Source organism: Pseudomonas sp. PSKL.D1 (genome assembly GCF_028898945.1).
GTDB lineage: Bacteria > Pseudomonadota > Gammaproteobacteria > Pseudomonadales > Pseudomonadaceae > Aquipseudomonas.
The window spans coordinates 3,768,763-3,784,707 of sequence record NZ_CP118607.1 but is presented as its reverse complement, the minus strand read 5'-3'; the positions used below and the strand labels follow the sequence as shown (position 1 = coordinate 3,784,707).

The 15,945-nt window shown below is 63.2% G+C and carries 15 protein-coding genes and 2 tRNA genes; 8 read left to right on the top strand and 9 right to left on the bottom strand.

The genetic code is table 11. The features are described from left to right. Positions 1 to 152: 152 nt before the first annotated feature. Positions 153 to 1,427, top strand: coding sequence for a Zn-dependent hydrolase (locus tag PVV54_RS16860; protein WP_274906351.1), 1,275 nt, complete (start codon positions 153 to 155; stop codon positions 1,425 to 1,427). Positions 1,428 to 1,480: 53 nt separating this feature from the next. Here the strand turns inward: PVV54_RS16860 and PVV54_RS16855 are convergent, their stop codons facing one another. Beyond that, on the bottom strand, positions 1,481 to 2,764 hold the full coding sequence (locus PVV54_RS16855) for an NAD(P)/FAD-dependent oxidoreductase (protein ID WP_274906350.1): 1,284 nt from the start codon (positions 2,762 to 2,764) through the stop codon (positions 1,481 to 1,483). 199 nt (positions 2,765 to 2,963) lie between these two features. Here PVV54_RS16855 and PVV54_RS16850 point away from each other — a divergent pair. The 4 genes from PVV54_RS16850 to PVV54_RS16835 all read left to right on the top strand — a co-directional run bounded on the left by PVV54_RS16850 (position 2,964) and on the right by PVV54_RS16835 (position 4,519). Then, positions 2,964 to 3,040, top strand: a tRNA-Val gene (locus tag PVV54_RS16850). Between the two features lie 149 nt (positions 3,041 to 3,189). After that, positions 3,190 to 3,266, top strand: a tRNA-Val gene (locus PVV54_RS16845). Positions 3,267 to 3,458: 192 nt separating this feature from the next. Further along, positions 3,459 to 4,031: an SPOR domain-containing protein gene (locus tag PVV54_RS16840; RefSeq protein WP_274906349.1), complete on the top strand. Its 573-nt coding sequence runs from the start codon at positions 3,459 to 3,461 to the stop codon at positions 4,029 to 4,031. A gap of 62 nt (positions 4,032 to 4,093) precedes the next feature. Continuing rightward, entirely contained in the window at positions 4,094 to 4,519 is a 426-nt protein-coding gene (locus PVV54_RS16835; RefSeq protein WP_274906348.1) for a GTP pyrophosphokinase, read from the top strand. 2 nt (positions 4,520 to 4,521) lie between these two features. Here PVV54_RS16835 and PVV54_RS16830 read toward each other — a convergent pair whose 3' ends face one another. From PVV54_RS16830 to galB, 4 genes are all read right to left on the bottom strand, one after another. Continuing rightward, positions 4,522 to 4,764, bottom strand: a complete 243-nt coding sequence (locus tag PVV54_RS16830; protein WP_274906347.1) for a DUF1654 domain-containing protein — start codon at positions 4,762 to 4,764, stop codon at positions 4,522 to 4,524. 76 nt (positions 4,765 to 4,840) lie between these two features. Then, positions 4,841 to 5,914 (bottom strand): 4-oxalomesaconate tautomerase, encoded by a 1,074-nt coding sequence (locus PVV54_RS16825; RefSeq protein ID WP_274906346.1) that lies wholly within the window; start codon positions 5,912 to 5,914, stop codon positions 4,841 to 4,843. A gap of 1 nt (position 5,915) precedes the next feature. Then, positions 5,916 to 6,629, bottom strand: a complete 714-nt coding sequence (locus tag PVV54_RS16820) for a 4-carboxy-4-hydroxy-2-oxoadipate aldolase/oxaloacetate decarboxylase (RefSeq protein WP_274906345.1) — start codon at positions 6,627 to 6,629, stop codon at positions 5,916 to 5,918. After that, positions 6,626 to 7,360, bottom strand: a complete 735-nt coding sequence (galB, locus tag PVV54_RS16815) for a 4-oxalmesaconate hydratase (RefSeq protein WP_274906344.1) — start codon at positions 7,358 to 7,360, stop codon at positions 6,626 to 6,628. Before galB ends, PVV54_RS16820 begins: the two co-directional genes overlap by 4 nt. Before the next feature lie 154 nt (positions 7,361 to 7,514). Here galB and PVV54_RS16810 point away from each other — a divergent pair, with 154 nt between their 5' ends. Continuing rightward, positions 7,515 to 8,717: a LysR family transcriptional regulator gene (locus PVV54_RS16810; protein ID WP_274906343.1), complete on the top strand. Its 1,203-nt coding sequence runs from the start codon at positions 7,515 to 7,517 to the stop codon at positions 8,715 to 8,717. Here the strand turns inward: PVV54_RS16810 and PVV54_RS16805 are convergent. From PVV54_RS16805 to PVV54_RS16795, 3 genes are all read right to left on the bottom strand, one after another. Continuing rightward, a complete protein-coding gene (locus PVV54_RS16805) occupies positions 8,714 to 9,961 on the bottom strand; it encodes an OprD family porin (protein WP_274906342.1) in 1,248 nt (415 codons plus the stop codon). The two genes, PVV54_RS16810 and PVV54_RS16805, sit on opposite strands and share 4 nt — an antisense overlap. Positions 9,962 to 10,070: 109 nt before the next feature. Next, positions 10,071 to 11,333, bottom strand: coding sequence for a gallate dioxygenase (locus PVV54_RS16800; RefSeq protein WP_274906341.1), 1,263 nt, complete (start codon positions 11,331 to 11,333; stop codon positions 10,071 to 10,073). Positions 11,334 to 11,354: 21 nt separating this feature from the next. Beyond that, entirely contained in the window at positions 11,355 to 12,704 is a 1,350-nt protein-coding gene (locus tag PVV54_RS16795; protein WP_274906340.1) for an MFS transporter, read from the bottom strand. Between the two features lie 280 nt (positions 12,705 to 12,984). Here PVV54_RS16795 and PVV54_RS16790 point away from each other — a divergent pair, with 280 nt between their 5' ends. Next, a complete protein-coding gene (locus tag PVV54_RS16790) occupies positions 12,985 to 13,422 on the top strand; it encodes a hypothetical protein (protein ID WP_274906339.1) in 438 nt (145 codons plus the stop codon). Positions 13,423 to 13,544: 122 nt separating this feature from the next. On the opposite strand, the gene PVV54_RS16785 is transcribed toward PVV54_RS16790, so the two are convergent. Next, positions 13,545 to 14,633: an asparaginase gene (locus PVV54_RS16785; protein ID WP_274906338.1), complete on the bottom strand. Its 1,089-nt coding sequence runs from the start codon at positions 14,631 to 14,633 to the stop codon at positions 13,545 to 13,547. 321 nt (positions 14,634 to 14,954) lie between these two features. On the opposite strand from PVV54_RS16785, the gene PVV54_RS16780 reads away from it, so the two are divergent. Continuing rightward, positions 14,955 to 15,908 (top strand): sugar ABC transporter substrate-binding protein, encoded by a 954-nt coding sequence (locus PVV54_RS16780; RefSeq protein WP_274906337.1) that lies wholly within the window; start codon positions 14,955 to 14,957, stop codon positions 15,906 to 15,908. Positions 15,909 to 15,945 lie beyond the last annotated feature (37 nt).

Genomic DNA, 15,945 nt, shown 5'->3' with positions numbered 1-15,945 from the left:
TTGGCTTCTTCGCGGATGAATCCGCTCCTACAAGGGATCGCGTGGGCTTCTTCGCGGATAAATCCGCTCCTACAGGGGGGTGAAACCCTGTAGGAGCGGATTTATCCGCGATGAGGCCCGACCTGACAACAACAAAGCCTGAGGAGTACTCCATGGAAAAAACCCTCAAATCCACCGACGGCCACATCAACAGCGCCCGCCTGTGGCAGTCCCTGATGGACCTTGCCCAACTCGGCGCCACGCCCAAGGGCGGCGTCTGCCGCCTGGCACTCACCGACCTCGACCGCCAGGCCCGCGACCTGTTCGTGCAGTGGTGCGAGGATGCCGGTTGCAGTGTCAGCATCGACGCCGTCGGCAACATTTTCGCGCGTCGCCCCGGCCGCAACCCCGCGCTTCCCCCGGTAATGACCGGCAGCCACATCGACACCCAGCCTACCGGCGGCAAGTTCGACGGCTGCTTTGGCGTGATGGCGGGGCTTGAAGTGATCCGCACCCTCAATGACCTGGGCATCGAAACCGAAGCCCCAATGGAAGTGGTGGTATGGACCAACGAAGAAGGCTCACGCTTTGCCCCTTGCATGATGGGCTCCGGGGTATTCGCCGGTAAATTCACCCTCGAAGAAACCCTGGCCAAACGTGACGCCCAGGGCGTTTCGGTGGGCGAAGCGCTGAACGCCATCGGCTACGCGGGCCCGCGCGCTGTGCTCGGCCACCCGGTAGGCGCCTACTTCGAGGCGCACATCGAGCAGGGGCCCATCCTGGAAGACCAGGCCAAAACCATCGGCGTGGTGCTCGGTGCCCTGGGGCAGAAGTGGTTCGACCTGACCCTGCGCGGCGTCGAGGCACACGCCGGGCCAACGCCCATGCACCTGCGCAAGGATGCCCTGGTGGGGGCTGCGGCCGTGGTCGAAGCGGTGAACCGCGCCGCACTCGGCCACCAACCCCATGCCTGCGGCACGGTGGGTTGCCTGCAAGCCTACCCGGGGTCGCGCAACGTGATCCCGGGGGAGGTGCGCATGACGCTGGACTTCCGGCACCTGGAAGCCGACCGGCTCGATTCGATGATTGCCGAGGTGCGCGCGGTGATCGAGGCCACCTGCGCCAAACATGGCTTAAGCCATGAACTGATCCCCACGGCCGATTTCCCGGCGCTGTACTTCGACCAGGGCTGCGTTGACGCGGTGCGCGAGGCGGCGGGTACGTTGGGGCTGGACCACATGGACATCGTCAGCGGGGCAGGGCATGACGCCATCTTCCTGGCCGAGTTGGGGCCGGCCGGGATGATCTTCGTGCCGTGCGAGAACGGCATCAGCCATAACGAGATCGAGAACGCCACCGAGCAGGATCTGGCGGCGGGGTGTGCGGTGTTGTTGCGCGCCATGCTGGCGGCTTCACAGGCCATTGCGCAGGGGCGCAAGGCGGCGTAACGCTTTGTGCAGGCCCGCTCTCTCAGGGTGGGAGCGGGCCGCGCATTACTGCATCAGAACCCCAAGCGGTCCCGCAGGCTGTAGTACCACGCACCAATGGCGCTGAACGGCACACGCAGCATCTGCCCACCCGGGAACGGGTAGTGAGGCAAGCCGGCAAAGGCATCAAACCGCTCAGCCTGGCCACGCAGGGCCTCGGCCAGCACCTTGCCTGCCAGGTGGGTGTAGGTTACGCCGTGGCCCGAGCAACCCTGGGAGTAGTAGATGTTGTCGCCGATGCGGCCGACTTGTGGCAGGCGCGACAGGGTCAGCAGGAAGTTGCCGGTCCAGGCGTAGTCGATCTTGACGTTCTTCAGTTGCGGGAAGGCCTTGAGCATTTTCGGGCGAATGATCGCTTCGATGTTGGCCGGGTCGCGCGCGCCGTATACCACGCCACCGCCGAAGATCAGGCGCTTGTCGCTGGTCAGGCGGTAGTAGTCGAGCAGGTAGTTGCAGTCTTCCACGCAGTAGTCTTGCGGCAGCAGGGTGCGGGCCAGTTCATCGCCCAACGGCTCGGTGGTGATGACCTGAGTGCCGCAGGGCATCGACTTGGCGGCCAGCTCTGGTACCAGGTTGCCCAGGTAGGCGTTGCCGGCCACGATGATGAACTTGGCGCGCACTTTACCTTGCGGGGTGTGCACCACCGGGTTGGCGCCGCGCTCGATGCGCACGGCCGGGGTTTGCTCATAGATGATGCCGCCCAGCGACTCGACCGCGGCCGCTTCGCCCAAGGCCAGGTTCAGCGGGTGGATGTGGCCACCGCTCATGTCCAGCATGCCGCCGATGTAGCTGTCGCAGGCCACCACTTCACGGATGCGCTTCTGGTCCATCAGCTCAAGCTGGGTGTGGCCAAAGCGTTCCCACAGGCGCTTTTGCGATTCCAGGTGGCCCATCTGCTTGGACGTCAGGGCGGCGAACACGCCACCGTCCTTCAGGTCGCACTGGATGTTGTACTTGGCCACGCGCTCACGAATGATGCGGCCGCCTTCGAACGCCATGTGGCCCAGCAGTTGTGCCTGCTTGGGGCCCACGGTGCGCTCGATCACGTCGATGTCGCGGCTGTAGCTGTTGACGATCTGGCCACCGTTGCGGCCCGAAGCGCCGAAGCCGACCTTGGCGGCCTCGACGATGCTCACCTTGAAGCCGTTTTCCAGCAGGAACAGCGCGCTGGACAGGCCGGTGTAGCCGGCGCCGATGATGCACACATCGGTTTCCACCTCACCCTGCAGCGCCGGACGTGGCGGCACCGGGTTGGCCGAGGCGGCGTAGTAGGACTGGGGGTAGGGGGTGTTGGCCATGCTCGAGAAACCTCGTGTTTTATATTTTTAACGAATGTACCGATGCTATCAATAATAATAAACACCCGCTAGTCGTCTGTTGAAAATCCTTTACTGGCTGCTGAACGGTGCTTCTCTATAAAGCGTTTAAGTATCAGAGGGTTAGCGCCAAAAAAAGTGTTGACAGCGATTTTGGAATGCGTAGAATGCGCCCCACGACAGGCACATAGCTCAGTTGGTTAGAGCACCACCTTGACATGGTGGGGGTCGTTGGTTCGAGTCCAATTGTGCCTACCAAACATCAGAAGGGGCGATCCGCAAGGGTCGCCCTTTTTGCATTTTGGCCAAGTCTCGGCTTCTTTGGCCGGCTGCTGAAAGTTTTTGATTTTTTTGAAAAAAGCGCTTTACAGGTACGCATTCGGTCACTAATATGCGCACCACACGACAGGCACATAGCTCAGTTGGTTAGAGCACCACCTTGACATGGTGGGGGTCGTTGGTTCGAGTCCAATTGTGCCTACCAAACATCGAGAAGGGCGATCCGAAAGGATCGCCCTTTTTGCATTGTGGGAGCGGGCTCGCCCCGCGAACACGGGCAACGCCCGTGCCATCCTCCGCGATCCAGACATCTCCAGACACGCTCTACCCGAACCTCCCGTAATCCCGCACCGCCCGCCATGCTAGAATCCGCCCCTTCGAATCTGGAGGTACACGCGTGCGCAAACTGGCAGTGGTAATGGCAGTGCTGGCCCTGGCGGGCTGTGAAAATGAAGTGGAAGGTGTGCACAACCAAGTGGCCGAGCACCTGCACAACCCCAAGACCGCCAAGTTCGGCAACGTGCGGATCGACACCAAAGGCACCATCTGCGGCCAGGTGCGCGGCAAGGACGATGTCGGCCAGTACGAAGCGTATCGCAGCTACGTGGCCATCAAGGGTGACAACGGCCAGTACGAAATCATTGTCGACGACAACGGCAACAACCTGCGCATCCGCGAGCTGTGCGGCGGTGCCGAGCTGCAGCGTCGTGCCGAGGCCCTGGCTGGCCAGCCTGCACCAGAAGGCTGGGATGTCGAAGTGATCCAGGGCGCGAACATGGGCGCCTTGAGCGACATGACCGCCCGCCTGATTGAAAAGGGCATCCCGTCCTCGGTCGAGTACCGCGAAGGCAAGCCCGTGGTGCTGATGGGGCCGTTCCCAACCCGTGAAGAAGCCGAAGCGCGAAAGGCTGAAGTGATGGCCAAGCTGGGCACCGATTCGGTGGTGATTCAGCACGGTGCACAGCGCTGACCTGACAGTTGTAGCATGGCCGGGCTATGCTTCCCCTGTGACTGCCGAACGGGGAGGGCCTCATGTCTACACTGGAGCGGGCCATTGCCGTGGCCGCCAGGGCGCATGAAGGGCAATACGACAAGGGTGGGGCGGCCTATATCCTCCACCCGTTGCGGGTGATGATGCGGGTGTCCACACCCGAGCAGCGCATCGTCGCCGTGCTTCATGATGTGATTGAAGACACCCCGCTGACGCTTTCTGACCTGGCCCGCGAGGGCTTTGCGCTGAAAATCCTTGCTGCGTTGCTGGCCTTGAGCCGGCGTAACGGCGAAAGCTACGAGGACTTTGTCGTGCGCCTGGGTGTCGACCCATTGGCGCGCACGGTGAAGCTGGCGGACCTTGCCGACAACAGCGACCTGTCACGCATCGCGTGCCCGGGCCCTGCCGACCTGGCGCGGCTGGCCCGCTACCAGCAAGCCAGCGCGTACTTGCAGGCGTTGCCCTGACTTTAGTCTTCCTTAGGTACCGTCCAGAAAATCTGCACGCCGCCATCATCCCGGTGGGCGAGGGTGACGTTGTCGTTTTCCGCGATTTCCTCAAGCAGCGTTTCCCAGTCGTCCGGCGACTCTTGCTCCAGGCGGAAGATCAGCGCGGCGCGGCTGCGCTGGGCAATCGGGCTGTTGATGATCTTCTGGATGCGCATGCCCAGTTGTTCGTAGCTGCTCGGCGTTGCGGGGGCGGTGTTGGCCACAGGGTAATTCCTTGTTTTTGCTGTATGCGCATACAGTATTTCACTGTGGGGTTTTTCGCAATAGCGCGCCTGAAGGTCACCGCCACACTGTATGAGGGATGCACACCTGGCCGTCGAACAGCAGGCGGGCCGTGCGCACCAGCCCGCAGCTGGCCGACACGTCGTCTTGCTGGCTGAGTTCGACTGTGAACTCGCCACTGGGGTGCTCCACCGAGAGCCGCGCGTGTGTACCCTCGCAGCCTTGCGCAAGCCCCTCGGTCACCGCCCCCGCCACCCGGCAAGCCGTCGCCACGCTTACGGCACCGAACACGCCAATGGCGGCATGGCAGCGATGGGGGATGAACGAGCGCGTGTTGATTGCGCCGCCGCGCCGGGGCGCTGAAACCAGGCACATTTTCGGCACGCTGCGCTGGCTCACGTCACCCAGGTTCATTCTGGGGCCGGCCTGAAGGCGGATTGATTCAAGGCGCGCCTTCAGGGCGCTATCAGCTTCCAGCACTGCCGGGCTTTCATCGCCGGTGAGCCCCAAATCCACTGCACGCAGCAACACCACCGGCATCCCGTTGTCGATGCAGGTCACATCGACCCCGTCGAACCGATCCCGGCTGCTACCCGTGGGCAGCAGGCTGCCGCAGCTGGCGCCAGCAATGTCGGAAAAGGTGACCACAACCGGCGCGGCAGCACCGGGCACACCGTCGATCCGGGTGGCGCCTTCGTATTGCACCACGCCATCGGGTGTCGGCACGTTGGCCACCGCGATCTGCCCGGTGTTTTCCATGAAAATCCTTACCGGAGTAACCGGCCCGGTTGCTGCCACCAGGCCGCGTTCAATGGCAAACGGCCCAACGCCCGCCAGGATATTGCCGCAGTTCTGGCCGTAATCAACGATGGCCTCATTCACCACCACCTGGCCGAACAGGTAGTCGACGTCGGCGCCTTCGTGGAGTGAGGGGCGGATGATGGCCACTTTGCTGGTCAGTGAGTCGCCGCCGCCAATGCCGTCGATCTGGCGCTGATCGGGCGAGCCCATCACCGCCAGCAGCACGCGGTCGCGCAGGGCCGGGTCTGCGGGCAGGTGTTCGTGCAGGAAGTAGGCGCCTTTGGAGGTGCCGCCGCGCATGAGCATGCAGGGGATGCGAGTCTGGCTCATGTCAGTCGAGCTCGCTCAGGTGGTCGACATACCGCAGGCCCTTTGCCGCCAGGCGTGGGCGCATCTGGTAAATGTCCAGGCCCAGTTCGCCGGCCGCCAGGCGCTGGCGCTTTTGTTCTTCCAGTGCTGCGCGCTGGCTGGCGGCTTCCAGTACGGCGCCCGCTTCTTCGTGGCGCACGACGACCACGCCGTCGTCATCGGCGACCACGATGTCACCGGCATTCACCAACTGGCCCGCGCAGATCAAGGGCAGGTTCACGGCGCCCAGCACCTCTTTCACGGTGCCTTGGGCATTGACTGCCCGGGACCACACGGCAAAGCCCATGTCGCGTAAAACCTGGCTGTCGCGAACCCCGGCATCGATCACCAGGCCTTGCACGCCACGGCTTTGCAGCGAAGTGGCGAGCAGGTCGCCAAAGTAGCCATCGCTGCAGGGCGAGCTGGGGGCTACCACCAACAGGTCACCCGGGCGGCACTGCTCCACGGCAACGTGGAACATCCAGTTGTCGCCCGGTGCGACCAGCACGGTCACTGCCGTGCCGGCAACCGCCACGCCTTGCTGGATGGGGCGTATGCCGCTGGCAAGCAAGCCTTTGCGGCCCTGTGCCTCGTGCACGGTCGCCACGCCAAGGCGCCCCAAAGCGTCGATCACGTGTGCATCAGCCCGGGGGATGTTGCGCACCACCACGCCGGTCCTGCCGATCAGGCGGCTCATGCCAGGCACTCCGTAACCCGCGGGAACACGCTCTGCAACCCTTCGGCGTAAACAATGTTGCGCGCGCTGGTAATGCCCACGTTGCGCTTGGCCTGCACGCCCCGTTGCAGGGCCACCCGGGTGTAGTACTCCCACAGGTGTTCCTGGCCGGCCATGCACTGGATGGCGGCGTACTTTTTGTCCCACACCGGAGTGATGTCGAGGAAGGTGTCCGGCCGCCATTCGCACTGCTCGGGCTGATGGGGCTCGAAGGCATACACCGGTGGCGCGCCAACGATTGTCTCGCCTGGTTTGTAGCCCTCGGCCTGGGCAATGATGCGCGCCTCCTGGGCCAGGTTCATGGCCAGGGGGTGGTCGTAGTTGTAAGGGTCTTTGAGGGAGTGGCTGAGCACGAATTCGGGCTGCACCCGGCGGAACACATCGGCCAGGCGCAGCAACGTGTCCTGGTCGGCGCGCATCGGGTAGTCGCCGATGTCGAAAAACTCCACGCTGGCGCCCAGGATTTCTGCAGCAGCCAGCGCCTCATCGCGGCGGGCAGCTTTAACCTTGGCTTCAGTCATATCGCCCTTGCGCCACAGCTTGGCCGACTCGCCGCGCTCGCCGAACGACAGGCAGACCACATGCACGGCATAGCTTTGCTCGGCATGCAGTGCAATGGCGCCGCCCGCTCGCCAGACAAAATCGGCGGAATGGGCGCTGACCACCAGGGCGGTTTTTTGGGATGCATTCATGTTTTAGGCTCCTGCTTGGGACTGAGCGCAGGATGGCACCGGCATGCCGTGATCTCTAATGCGTTCAAGTAGTGCGGGTATGCCTTTTGCTTATTGCATGCAGTAAAGGCGCGCGGCATAGTCGCGTTGGGTGCGCGTCTATTCAGGAGGCTCCGTGAGCGACATCGAACTCCCCAACCTCATGCAAGTGCGTGCCTTTTTGCGCGTGGCGCAGGTGGGCAGCGTATCGCGCGCCTCCGAGCAGCTGTACCGGGCGCAGTCGGTGGTCACCCGGGCCATTGCGGAATTGGAGCAGCGGCTTGCCGTGCCGTTGTTCGAGCGCCACACCAATGGCATGCGGCTTACGGATTTTGGCAACTGTGTGCTGCCTCGGGTCGAGCGGGTGCTGGCTGAACTGGGCAGCGTGCCCCGTTTGCTGGGCACTGCTGCAGTGGAGCCGCTGTACCTGTTCCAGGCGCGCAGGCTGGAGATTTTCGTGAAACTGTGCGAAACCCGCCACATGCAGACGGTGGCCCGCCACTTCGGCCTCAGCCAGCCCGCCGTCAGCTCGGCATTGAAGGTGCTTGAGGGCGGGTGTGGCCAGCCGCTGTTCGAGCGCACCCCGCGTGGCTTGCAGCCCACCCGGGTCAGCGAAGACATCGTGTTCCCCATTCGCCGCGCCTTGAACGAGCTGCGTCGCATCGACAGTGATCTCAGCGCCATGCGCGGCCAGCTGAGCGGCAGCGTGCATGTGGGGGCGCTGCCGCTGGGCCGCTCGCGCATTCTGCCGGCCGCGATCCTGCGCTTTACCGCTGCCCATCCGCAGGTGCGCATCATCACCAACGAAAGCCCGTTCGACTTGTTGGCCACCGACCTTCGGGTTGGGGATGTGGATTTTGTGCTGGGTGCGCTGCGCCCGTTGGAGTATGCCAGCGACCTGACGGGTGAAGCGCTGGTCAGCGAAGACCTTGCACTGCTGGTCAGGCAGGGCCACCCCCTGCTTCAGCGGCCGGTGAGCCTGGCGGAACTGGGGCAGGCCAAATGGATACTGCCCCGTGCAGGTTCGCCAGCCCGGCACATGCTCGAAACCTGCTTCACCGAAGCGGGCCTGGCCGCCCCGTGGCCGGTGGTGGAAAGCGCAGACCTGGCAATCATTCGCGGCCTGTTGCTGCACTCGGACATGGTGGCAGCGGTGTCCGCGCACCAACTGGCCCACGAGATCGCCACCGGTGAGCTGTGCCCGGTGCCGCTTGTGTTGCCCGGCACGCGCCGGGCCATCGGCCTGACCTATCGCAGCGGCTGCCTGCATGCGCCGGCAGCCGCCGCGCTGATGGCCTGTATTCGCCAGGTGGTGGCGGAACAGGCTGCACCGGGTTAGAGCAGGCTCAGCGGGTAGCTCACGATCAAGCGGTTCTCATCGAAGCTGTTGGTGCTGCCCCAGTTGCGCCGCTGGCTGGAGTTGCGCCACTTGACGTTCAGCGCCTTCAGCGGGCCCGACTGGATCACGTACGCCAGTTCGCTTTCGCGGCCCCACTCGGTGCCGTTATCGGTGCTGCTGTTGTGCACGTTGTCGCCGTGGATGTAGCGGTTCATCAGGGTCAGGCCAGGCACGCCGAGCACCACGAAGTTGAAGTCGTGGCGCACTTGCCAGGAGCGCTCCCGGGCGCTTTCGTAGCTGGAGCCAAAAGCATCGTTGGCCAGCGTGCCACCGCTGGCGCCGTTGACCCGGAACCATTCGTCTTCGCCCATGACCTTTTGCAGGCCAAGGTAAAAGGTGTTGCCGCCGAACCTCGCAGAAAACAGCCCTGATGCCGTGCGGTTATCCAGGTCGCCTGCCCGGGCGCTGCCATCTTCCTTGCCCCAGAAATAGCCGATGTTGGCGCCCAGCACCCATTCACCCAGCGGTTGCTGGTGCTGCAGTTGCAGGTAGCGTTGCTGGTAGATGTCCTGCAACTGGGCTTGCCACACGCCGAGCAGGGTGCGGTCCTGATTGAAACGGTATTCACCCCCGGCGAAGTTGAAACGGTCAGAGGTGTAGGCGGTGCGGGTGAACAGGCTCATGTCCTGCATGCTGGCATCGTTGCGCGGGCTGTTTTGACGGAACTGGCCGCCATACAGGGTCAGGCCGGCCAGCTCATTGGACGTGAGCTGAGCGCCCTGAAAGGTTTGTGGCAGCGAGCGGCCGTCGTCGGCGCGCAGGATCGGCAAGGTTGGTGACCACTCGCCGACTTTCAGTTCGGTTCTGGAAATGCGCATTTTGCCTGCCACCGCCGTGCGCCCGAAATCATCGGCCGGGCGGCCGTCGTCATGCACCGGTAGCAACTGAGTACCCGCAGTGCCTTTGCCGCCGTCGAGTTTGACGCTGTACAGGCCGAGCACGTCGAGGCCAAAACCGACCACGCCAGTGGTGAAGCCGGAGCGGGCATCCAGGATGAAGCTTTGTGTCCACTCTTCGGCCTTGCCCTGGCTGGCATTCCCCGTGTAATCGCGGTTCATGTAGAAATTGCGCAGGGTCAGGCTGGCTTTGGCGTCGTCGACAAAGCCTTCGGCCATGGCGGCTGGCGGCAAAACGGCGGCCAAGGCGAGAGTGGTGAACAGCGGGTAGTGGCGGGTGTGGCTCATTATTATTGTTCTCCAATGGGCAAAGCGCTGCCGGCCAGCGGCCCCGAGGCGCTGGTACGGATGAGGGTGTCGGGTGAGGGGCGGCGCCTGGCTCAGGCGCCGCGGCGAATCATTGGCTGGCCTTGCCGGCCACCGAGTAGCGCACCTGCTGGTTACGCGTTTTCATGAAGTCGTCCAGGCTTTGGCCGCGCATGGCGGCATAGATGTCCAGGTTTGACACGCCCAGTACGGCGCCGAGTTTTTCCAGCACAAAGAAAATCACCCCGTAGTGGATCAGCCCGCGCCAGTCGCGGCGGCGCAGCAAGTCCCGCTCCTGTTCGCTCAGCTCGGCGTGCTGGAACAGCGCCTCGGGTTCGCTCAGGAAGCGCTGGCGCCACTGCGGCTCGATCAGCCGGTGCAAGAACTTGTTCAGCCGGTAGCCTTTGGCGCTGCGCTCCAGGGTATAGGGGTAGGTGCCCTCCAGCGTTTCGGCCCCCGCCAGCTGATGGCGCATGTGCTGGCGGTGGCGCTCGTTGACCGGCGCGGGCACGGCTGTATCGCGGTTTTCCAGCAGCAGGGTGGCGATGCCGGTCATCGAGGGCAGGTAGTAGCCCTGGTGCAGGCGCTCCACGCTGGCAGACAGGGCGCCCCGCATGATCAGCCAGGTGATCACTTCGGCGCCTTCCATGCCGCCCAGGGTGGCGTACTCGGCCAGGGTCATCTCGGTCAGGCGCTGCGGGTCGTTCACCAGCAGCTCCATGAACTGGGCGTCCCATTGCGGGTTGTTGAAGCCGCAGCGTTCGCCGTGCACCTGGTGTGACACGCCTCCGGTGGCAACAATGGCCACCTTCAGGTCTTGCGGGTAGCTCTCGATCGCACGGCGCAGGGCTTGGCCGAGTTTGTAGCAGCGCCGCGCCGTGGGGATTGGCAGTTGCAGCACGCCAACCTGCAGCGGCACGATTTGCACGGGCCAGCCTGCTTCATGGGGCAGCAGCGCCGACATGGGCGAGAAAAAGCCATGGTCCAGCGGTTTGTCGCGGAAAAAGCTCATGTCGAACTCGTCGGCCATCAGGCTTTCGCCAATGTGCCGCGACAAGGCCGCATGGCCACCCACCGGCGGCAGGTCGCGGGGGTTGCCGCCTTCATCGGCCACGCCGTACTGGTCATCCACGCCCAGAGTGAAGGCGCTGTAGTGATCAAAGAAAAACGACGTGACATGGTCGTTGAAGATGTAGAACAGCACGTCCGGTTTACGCGCCTGCAGCCATTCGCGGATCGGTTCGAAGCTTTCGAAGATCGGTGCCCAGGCGGCTTCCTGCTGTTTGTCGTGGTCAACGGCGAAGCCGATGGTCGGGGTGTGGGAGACGGCCAGGCCACCAATGATGCGAGCCATGTGAAAGTCCTCTGTTTCAGGTTACTGCGCGGCCAGCGCGCGGCGAGTGCGAAGCCGGGCGTGGCCGTTGGCCAAAATCGCCACGGCTGCGACGAATGCCGGCAGGCCAAGGAGGGTGAACAGCAGTGGCAAGCCCAGGCCCAGGCTGAGCACCGCACCGCCGATCAGTGAGCCGAAGATGGCGCCAAAGCGGCCGATACCGAGCATCCAGCTTACACCCGTGGCGCGGAACTCCGTGGGGTAGTAGCCGGGGGCAAACGCATTCAGGCCGGTTTGCGCACCGCTCATGCAAAAGCCCGCTGCGGTCACGCCGATTACCAGCAGGCTCGACTCCAGGCTGAAGGCGCCCAGCGCAACGATGCACAACCCGCCCAGCGCATAGGCCACGGCGATGACCCGGTTGGGGTTGCTGCGGTCCATGACCCAGCCGACCACGATCGCGCCCAGCGTACCGCCGATCTGGAACAGGCCGGTGATGGTGGCGGCCCGCTCTATCGACAGGCCGCCGTCGCGCAGCAGCGTGGGCAGCCAGCCCATGGTCAGGTAGATCACCAGCAGGCCCATGAAGTAGGTCGCCCACAACGCCAGCGTGCCCAGGCGGTACTGCGCGCTGAACAACTGCCTGGCGGGTGCCTTGTGCTGCACGGGCGGTTCATTGACGGTGAAGCGGGTGCCTTCGGCGAAATGGCCACCCAGTTTGCCCAGCACGGCGGCCACCTGGGCGGCGGGCGCCTGGCGAGCAGCCAGAAAACGCGGCGACTCGGGCAGCAGCCACAGCAGCGCAGGCAGCAGCGCCAGCGGCAGCACGCCACCCACCAGCAGTACCGCTTGCCAGCCATGCTGCGGGATCAGCCAGGCGGCCAGGAAACCGCCCAGGCCGGAGCCCATGTTGAAACCGGTAAACATCAATGTGATCAGCAAGGCGCGGCTGCGCTCAGGCAGAAACTCGGCCAGCAGCGTGGTGCAGTTGGGCATGGCGGCCCCCAGCGCGACGCCGGTGAGCAGGCGCAGTGCAGCCAGCTCGTAGGGCGTGCGGGCAAACGCACAGGCCAGGCTCAGCACGCTGAAACCGCTCACCGCCAGCATCAGGATTTTCTTGCGGCCCAGGCGGTCGGCGTAGGGGCCGGCGGTCAGTGCGCCTAACGCCAGGCCAACCATGCCGGCACTCATCACCGGGCCAAAGACGGCGCGGGAAAGCCCCCAGTCCTGCATCAGCGAGGGGGCGATGAAGCCCATCACGGCAACGTCGAAACCGTCGAACAACACGATCAGAAAACACAGCGCCAGTATCAGCCACTGGTAGGGCTTGATGGCCTGGCTGTCGATCCAGTCCTTCACGTCAATGGGTGCAGCGGCATTGGGTTTGAGCATGCGGGTTCACCTGTTGTTCTTGTAATGGTGAGAATTCCGGGGCCTTGCAATTTTTTGATGCCTGGCAGGAATCACCTCGCCGGGATTCGGCGTTAGCGGCGACTTTAAAGCCTGCTGGCGGGGGTTGGCGTGTTGGAAATGTCTAACGGGATATCGGTTTTGCTTATGAGCCTCAATCAGCAGGGCGAGCGAAGGTCTTTGCCACCTGTCATTTCTGCCAGTAGACCCTGTGCGTGAAGCAGCCCACCATCGCCTCAGGCAATTGACGAGGCATCTGCCGATGGACTGGCTTCTCTGGTTACACATAGGGAGTTACGGCGCTGCGCTGTTGATCATGCTGGCGTTCGCCATCACCTATGCAACTCGCTCCCAATTCATGCCCTACCACGCAGAGGCGCTAAACCGGCCGTGGCATGCGCTGGATGCCCACCTTCAGTTGTTGCTGCTGGCGCTGATACGGCTGCTGGGTTGGGGCTGGCTGACCATCGCCTGTGCGGGCGCGGTCATGCTGTACCAAGTGGTAACGCTGGACCTGCCGCTGCAGTTGCTGGTGCTGTTGCAGGGTTTTTGCCTGTTGGCGGTGACACCGATCATCGCCGTGAGCAGCCAGGTGAAGCGTTTGACCAATTCGTCGCCACCCATCTCGGCAACCTGGTTGATCGTGATGCTTACCTGGTTGGGTTTTCTGTTTGGGTTGCTGGCGCGAATGCAGCATTGAAGCGAGGGTGACCGCTTGGCCTGCGCTGCCTTGAGGCATTCTGTCGGCGGGCTATTGGTGGCAAGCCAAAGCATTGAGTGGCGTTGCCGCGTGGCAACGCCTGTGCTTTTCGGGCTTGTTACTCAGTACTCCCAGAAGATGCGTTGCAACTCCTTGCTGTCCTGAGTCTTCGTCATCGCCACCATCGCCAGCACCCGCGCCTTCTGCGGGTTCAGGTCGTGGGCCACCACCCAATCGTTCTTGTCATCTGGCTGTTCGGCATTGCGCAGCACGAAACCACCCTGGTTGACGTGGGACGAGCGGATGATCTGCACGCCGCTCTTGCGTAGCTCCTGCAAGGCCGGCACCACGCGGGAAGCTACCGAGCCATTGCCGGTGCCTGCGTGAATCAGCGCTTTGGCGCCGTTTTGTGCCAGTGCCTTGTAGGCCGTGTCCGTCACGTTGCCATAGCCGTAGGCGATGTCCACTTGGGGCAGGGCGCTGATCTGCTTGATGTCGAACTCGGAGTTGACGGTATGGCGCTTGGCCGGCAGGCGGAACCAGTACGACTTGCCTTCGACCACCATGCCCATCGGGCCCCAGGCGCTTTTGAACGCTTCGGTCTTGATGTTGACCGACTTGCTCACGTCACGGCCGGACTGGATCTCGTCGTTCATGGTCACCAGCACACCCTTGCCTCGGGATTGTTTGTCACTGGCCACGGCCACGGCGTTATACAGGTTGAGCATGCCGTCGGCCGACATGGCGGTGCCGGGGCGCATCGACCCGACCACCACAATGGGCTTTTCGGTCTTTTCCACCAGGTTGAGGAAGTAGGCGGTTTCTTCCAGAGTGTCGGTGCCGTGGGTGATGACGATGCCGTCGACATCCGGGCTGTCGGCCAGCTCGGCGACGCGTTTGCCCAGTGTCAGCAGGTCGTCGTTGCTGATGCTTTCGGAGGCAATCTGCATCACTTGTTCACCGCGCACATTGGCCAGGCTGGCCAGCTCCGGCACACCGGCGATCAGCTTGTCGACGCCGAGCTTGGCAGCCTGGTAAGTGGCGCTGTTGGCGGCGCTGGCACCGGCGCCGGCAATGGTGCCGCCGGTGGCGAGGATGACCACGTTGGCCAGCTTCTGTTGGGTTTCAGCTTCTTTTGCCGATGCCGTGGCGGGCAGGGTCAGCAGCAGGGCAAGGGCGCAGGGGGCGAAAGACTTCAGGGCAGCATTCATGATTATTGTGCTCTCTTCCTAATGAGATGACTTTGCTGTGTTGCATGGCGTGCAACGCACTTTCCGTACCAGGCGCGGTGGCGCGGGTTCACCCCGCGAACACGGGCGCAGGCCGTGCCACCTCACGCCGTTCATTCGATGCGCCGAACAAGAATAGGAAAAGGGGTTCGGTTTTCCGGAAATTTCCACGATAATCCGTGGCAACCGCGACGCTGACCCCAAGCGCAAAACGGATTTGACAAAACCCGGTCGTGTTTCCATAGTTAGGCACCGCAAACGTTTGCGATCCGATAAAAAACACAAGATTCGGAGTCATTTCTTATGAAGCTGCCGTTCCCCGGTCGCCTGCTGGCGCTCGCCGTACTTTCCTCGCTGTCGCTCGCCATGCCGTTTTCTGCCGCCCACGCAGAGGACAAGCCCAAAGTCGCACTGGTCATGAAGTCGCTGGCCAACGAGTTCTTCCGCACCATGGAAGACGGCGCCAAGGCCTACCAGAAAGAGCACCCCAACGATTTCGACCTGGTGGCCAACGGCATCAAGGACGAAACCGACACCGGCAACCAGATCCGCATTGTTGAGCAAATGATCGCCACCGGCGCCAAGGCGCTGGTAATCGCCCCGGCAGACTCCAAAGCCCTGGTGCCCGTGGTGAAAAAGGCCATGGATGCCGGCATCACCGTGGTCAACATTGACAACCGCCTGGACCCTGAGGTGCTCAAGAGCAAAGGCATAAGCGTGCCCTTCGTAGGCCCGGACAACCGCAAGGGCGCGCGCCTGGTGGGCGATTACCTGGCCCAGCAGAAGCTCAAGGCCGGTGACGAGGTAGGCATCATCGAAGGCGTGCCGACCACCACCAACGCCCAGCAACGCACCGCTGGCTTCAAGGACGCCATGGACACGGCGCAGATGAAGATCGTTTCGGTGCAGTCCGGCAACTGGGAAATCGACAAAGGCAACGCCGTCGCCGCCTCCATGCTCAACGAATACCCCAACCTCAAAGCCCTGCTGGCAGGCAACGACAGCATGGCGTTGGGCGCTGTTTCTGCCGTGCGCGCCGCCGGCAAGACCGGCCAGGTGCAAGTGGTGGGGTATGACAATATCAACGCCATCAAACCCATGCTCAAGGACGGCCGCGTGCTGGCCACCCTCGACCAGGCGGCCAGCCAGCAGGCGGTGTATGGCATTCAGGCAGCGCTGAAGATGATCAAGGGCGAGAAGCCGGATGTGGATGCCGACAATGTGATTCAGACGCCGGTTGAGCTCATCACCCAGTAACCTATCCAATGCAACGCTGCCCCCCCTGTAGGAGCGG

Coding starts and splice junctions, on each gene's coding strand:
- PVV54_RS16860 (WP_274906351.1), top strand. CDS start 153: ATGGAAAAAACCCTCAAATCCACCGACGGCCACATCAACAGCGCCCGC.
- PVV54_RS16855 (WP_274906350.1), bottom strand. CDS start 2,764: ATGGCCAACACCCCCTACCCCCAGTCCTACTACGCCGCCTCGGCCAAC.
- PVV54_RS16835 (WP_274906348.1), top strand. CDS start 4,094: ATGTCTACACTGGAGCGGGCCATTGCCGTGGCCGCCAGGGCGCATGAA.
- PVV54_RS16825 (WP_274906346.1), bottom strand. CDS start 5,914: ATGAGCCAGACTCGCATCCCCTGCATGCTCATGCGCGGCGGCACCTCC.
- PVV54_RS16820 (WP_274906345.1), bottom strand. CDS start 6,629: ATGAGCCGCCTGATCGGCAGGACCGGCGTGGTGGTGCGCAACATCCCC.
- galB (WP_274906344.1), bottom strand. CDS start 7,360: ATGAATGCATCCCAAAAAACCGCCCTGGTGGTCAGCGCCCATTCCGCC.
- PVV54_RS16805 (WP_274906342.1), bottom strand. CDS start 9,961: ATGAGCCACACCCGCCACTACCCGCTGTTCACCACTCTCGCCTTGGCC.
- PVV54_RS16800 (WP_274906341.1), bottom strand. CDS start 11,333: ATGGCTCGCATCATTGGTGGCCTGGCCGTCTCCCACACCCCGACCATC.
- PVV54_RS16795 (WP_274906340.1), bottom strand. CDS start 12,704: ATGCTCAAACCCAATGCCGCTGCACCCATTGACGTGAAGGACTGGATC.
- PVV54_RS16790 (WP_274906339.1), top strand. CDS start 12,985: ATGGACTGGCTTCTCTGGTTACACATAGGGAGTTACGGCGCTGCGCTG.
- PVV54_RS16785 (WP_274906338.1), bottom strand. CDS start 14,633: ATGAATGCTGCCCTGAAGTCTTTCGCCCCCTGCGCCCTTGCCCTGCTG.
- PVV54_RS16780 (WP_274906337.1), top strand. CDS start 14,955: ATGAAGCTGCCGTTCCCCGGTCGCCTGCTGGCGCTCGCCGTACTTTCC.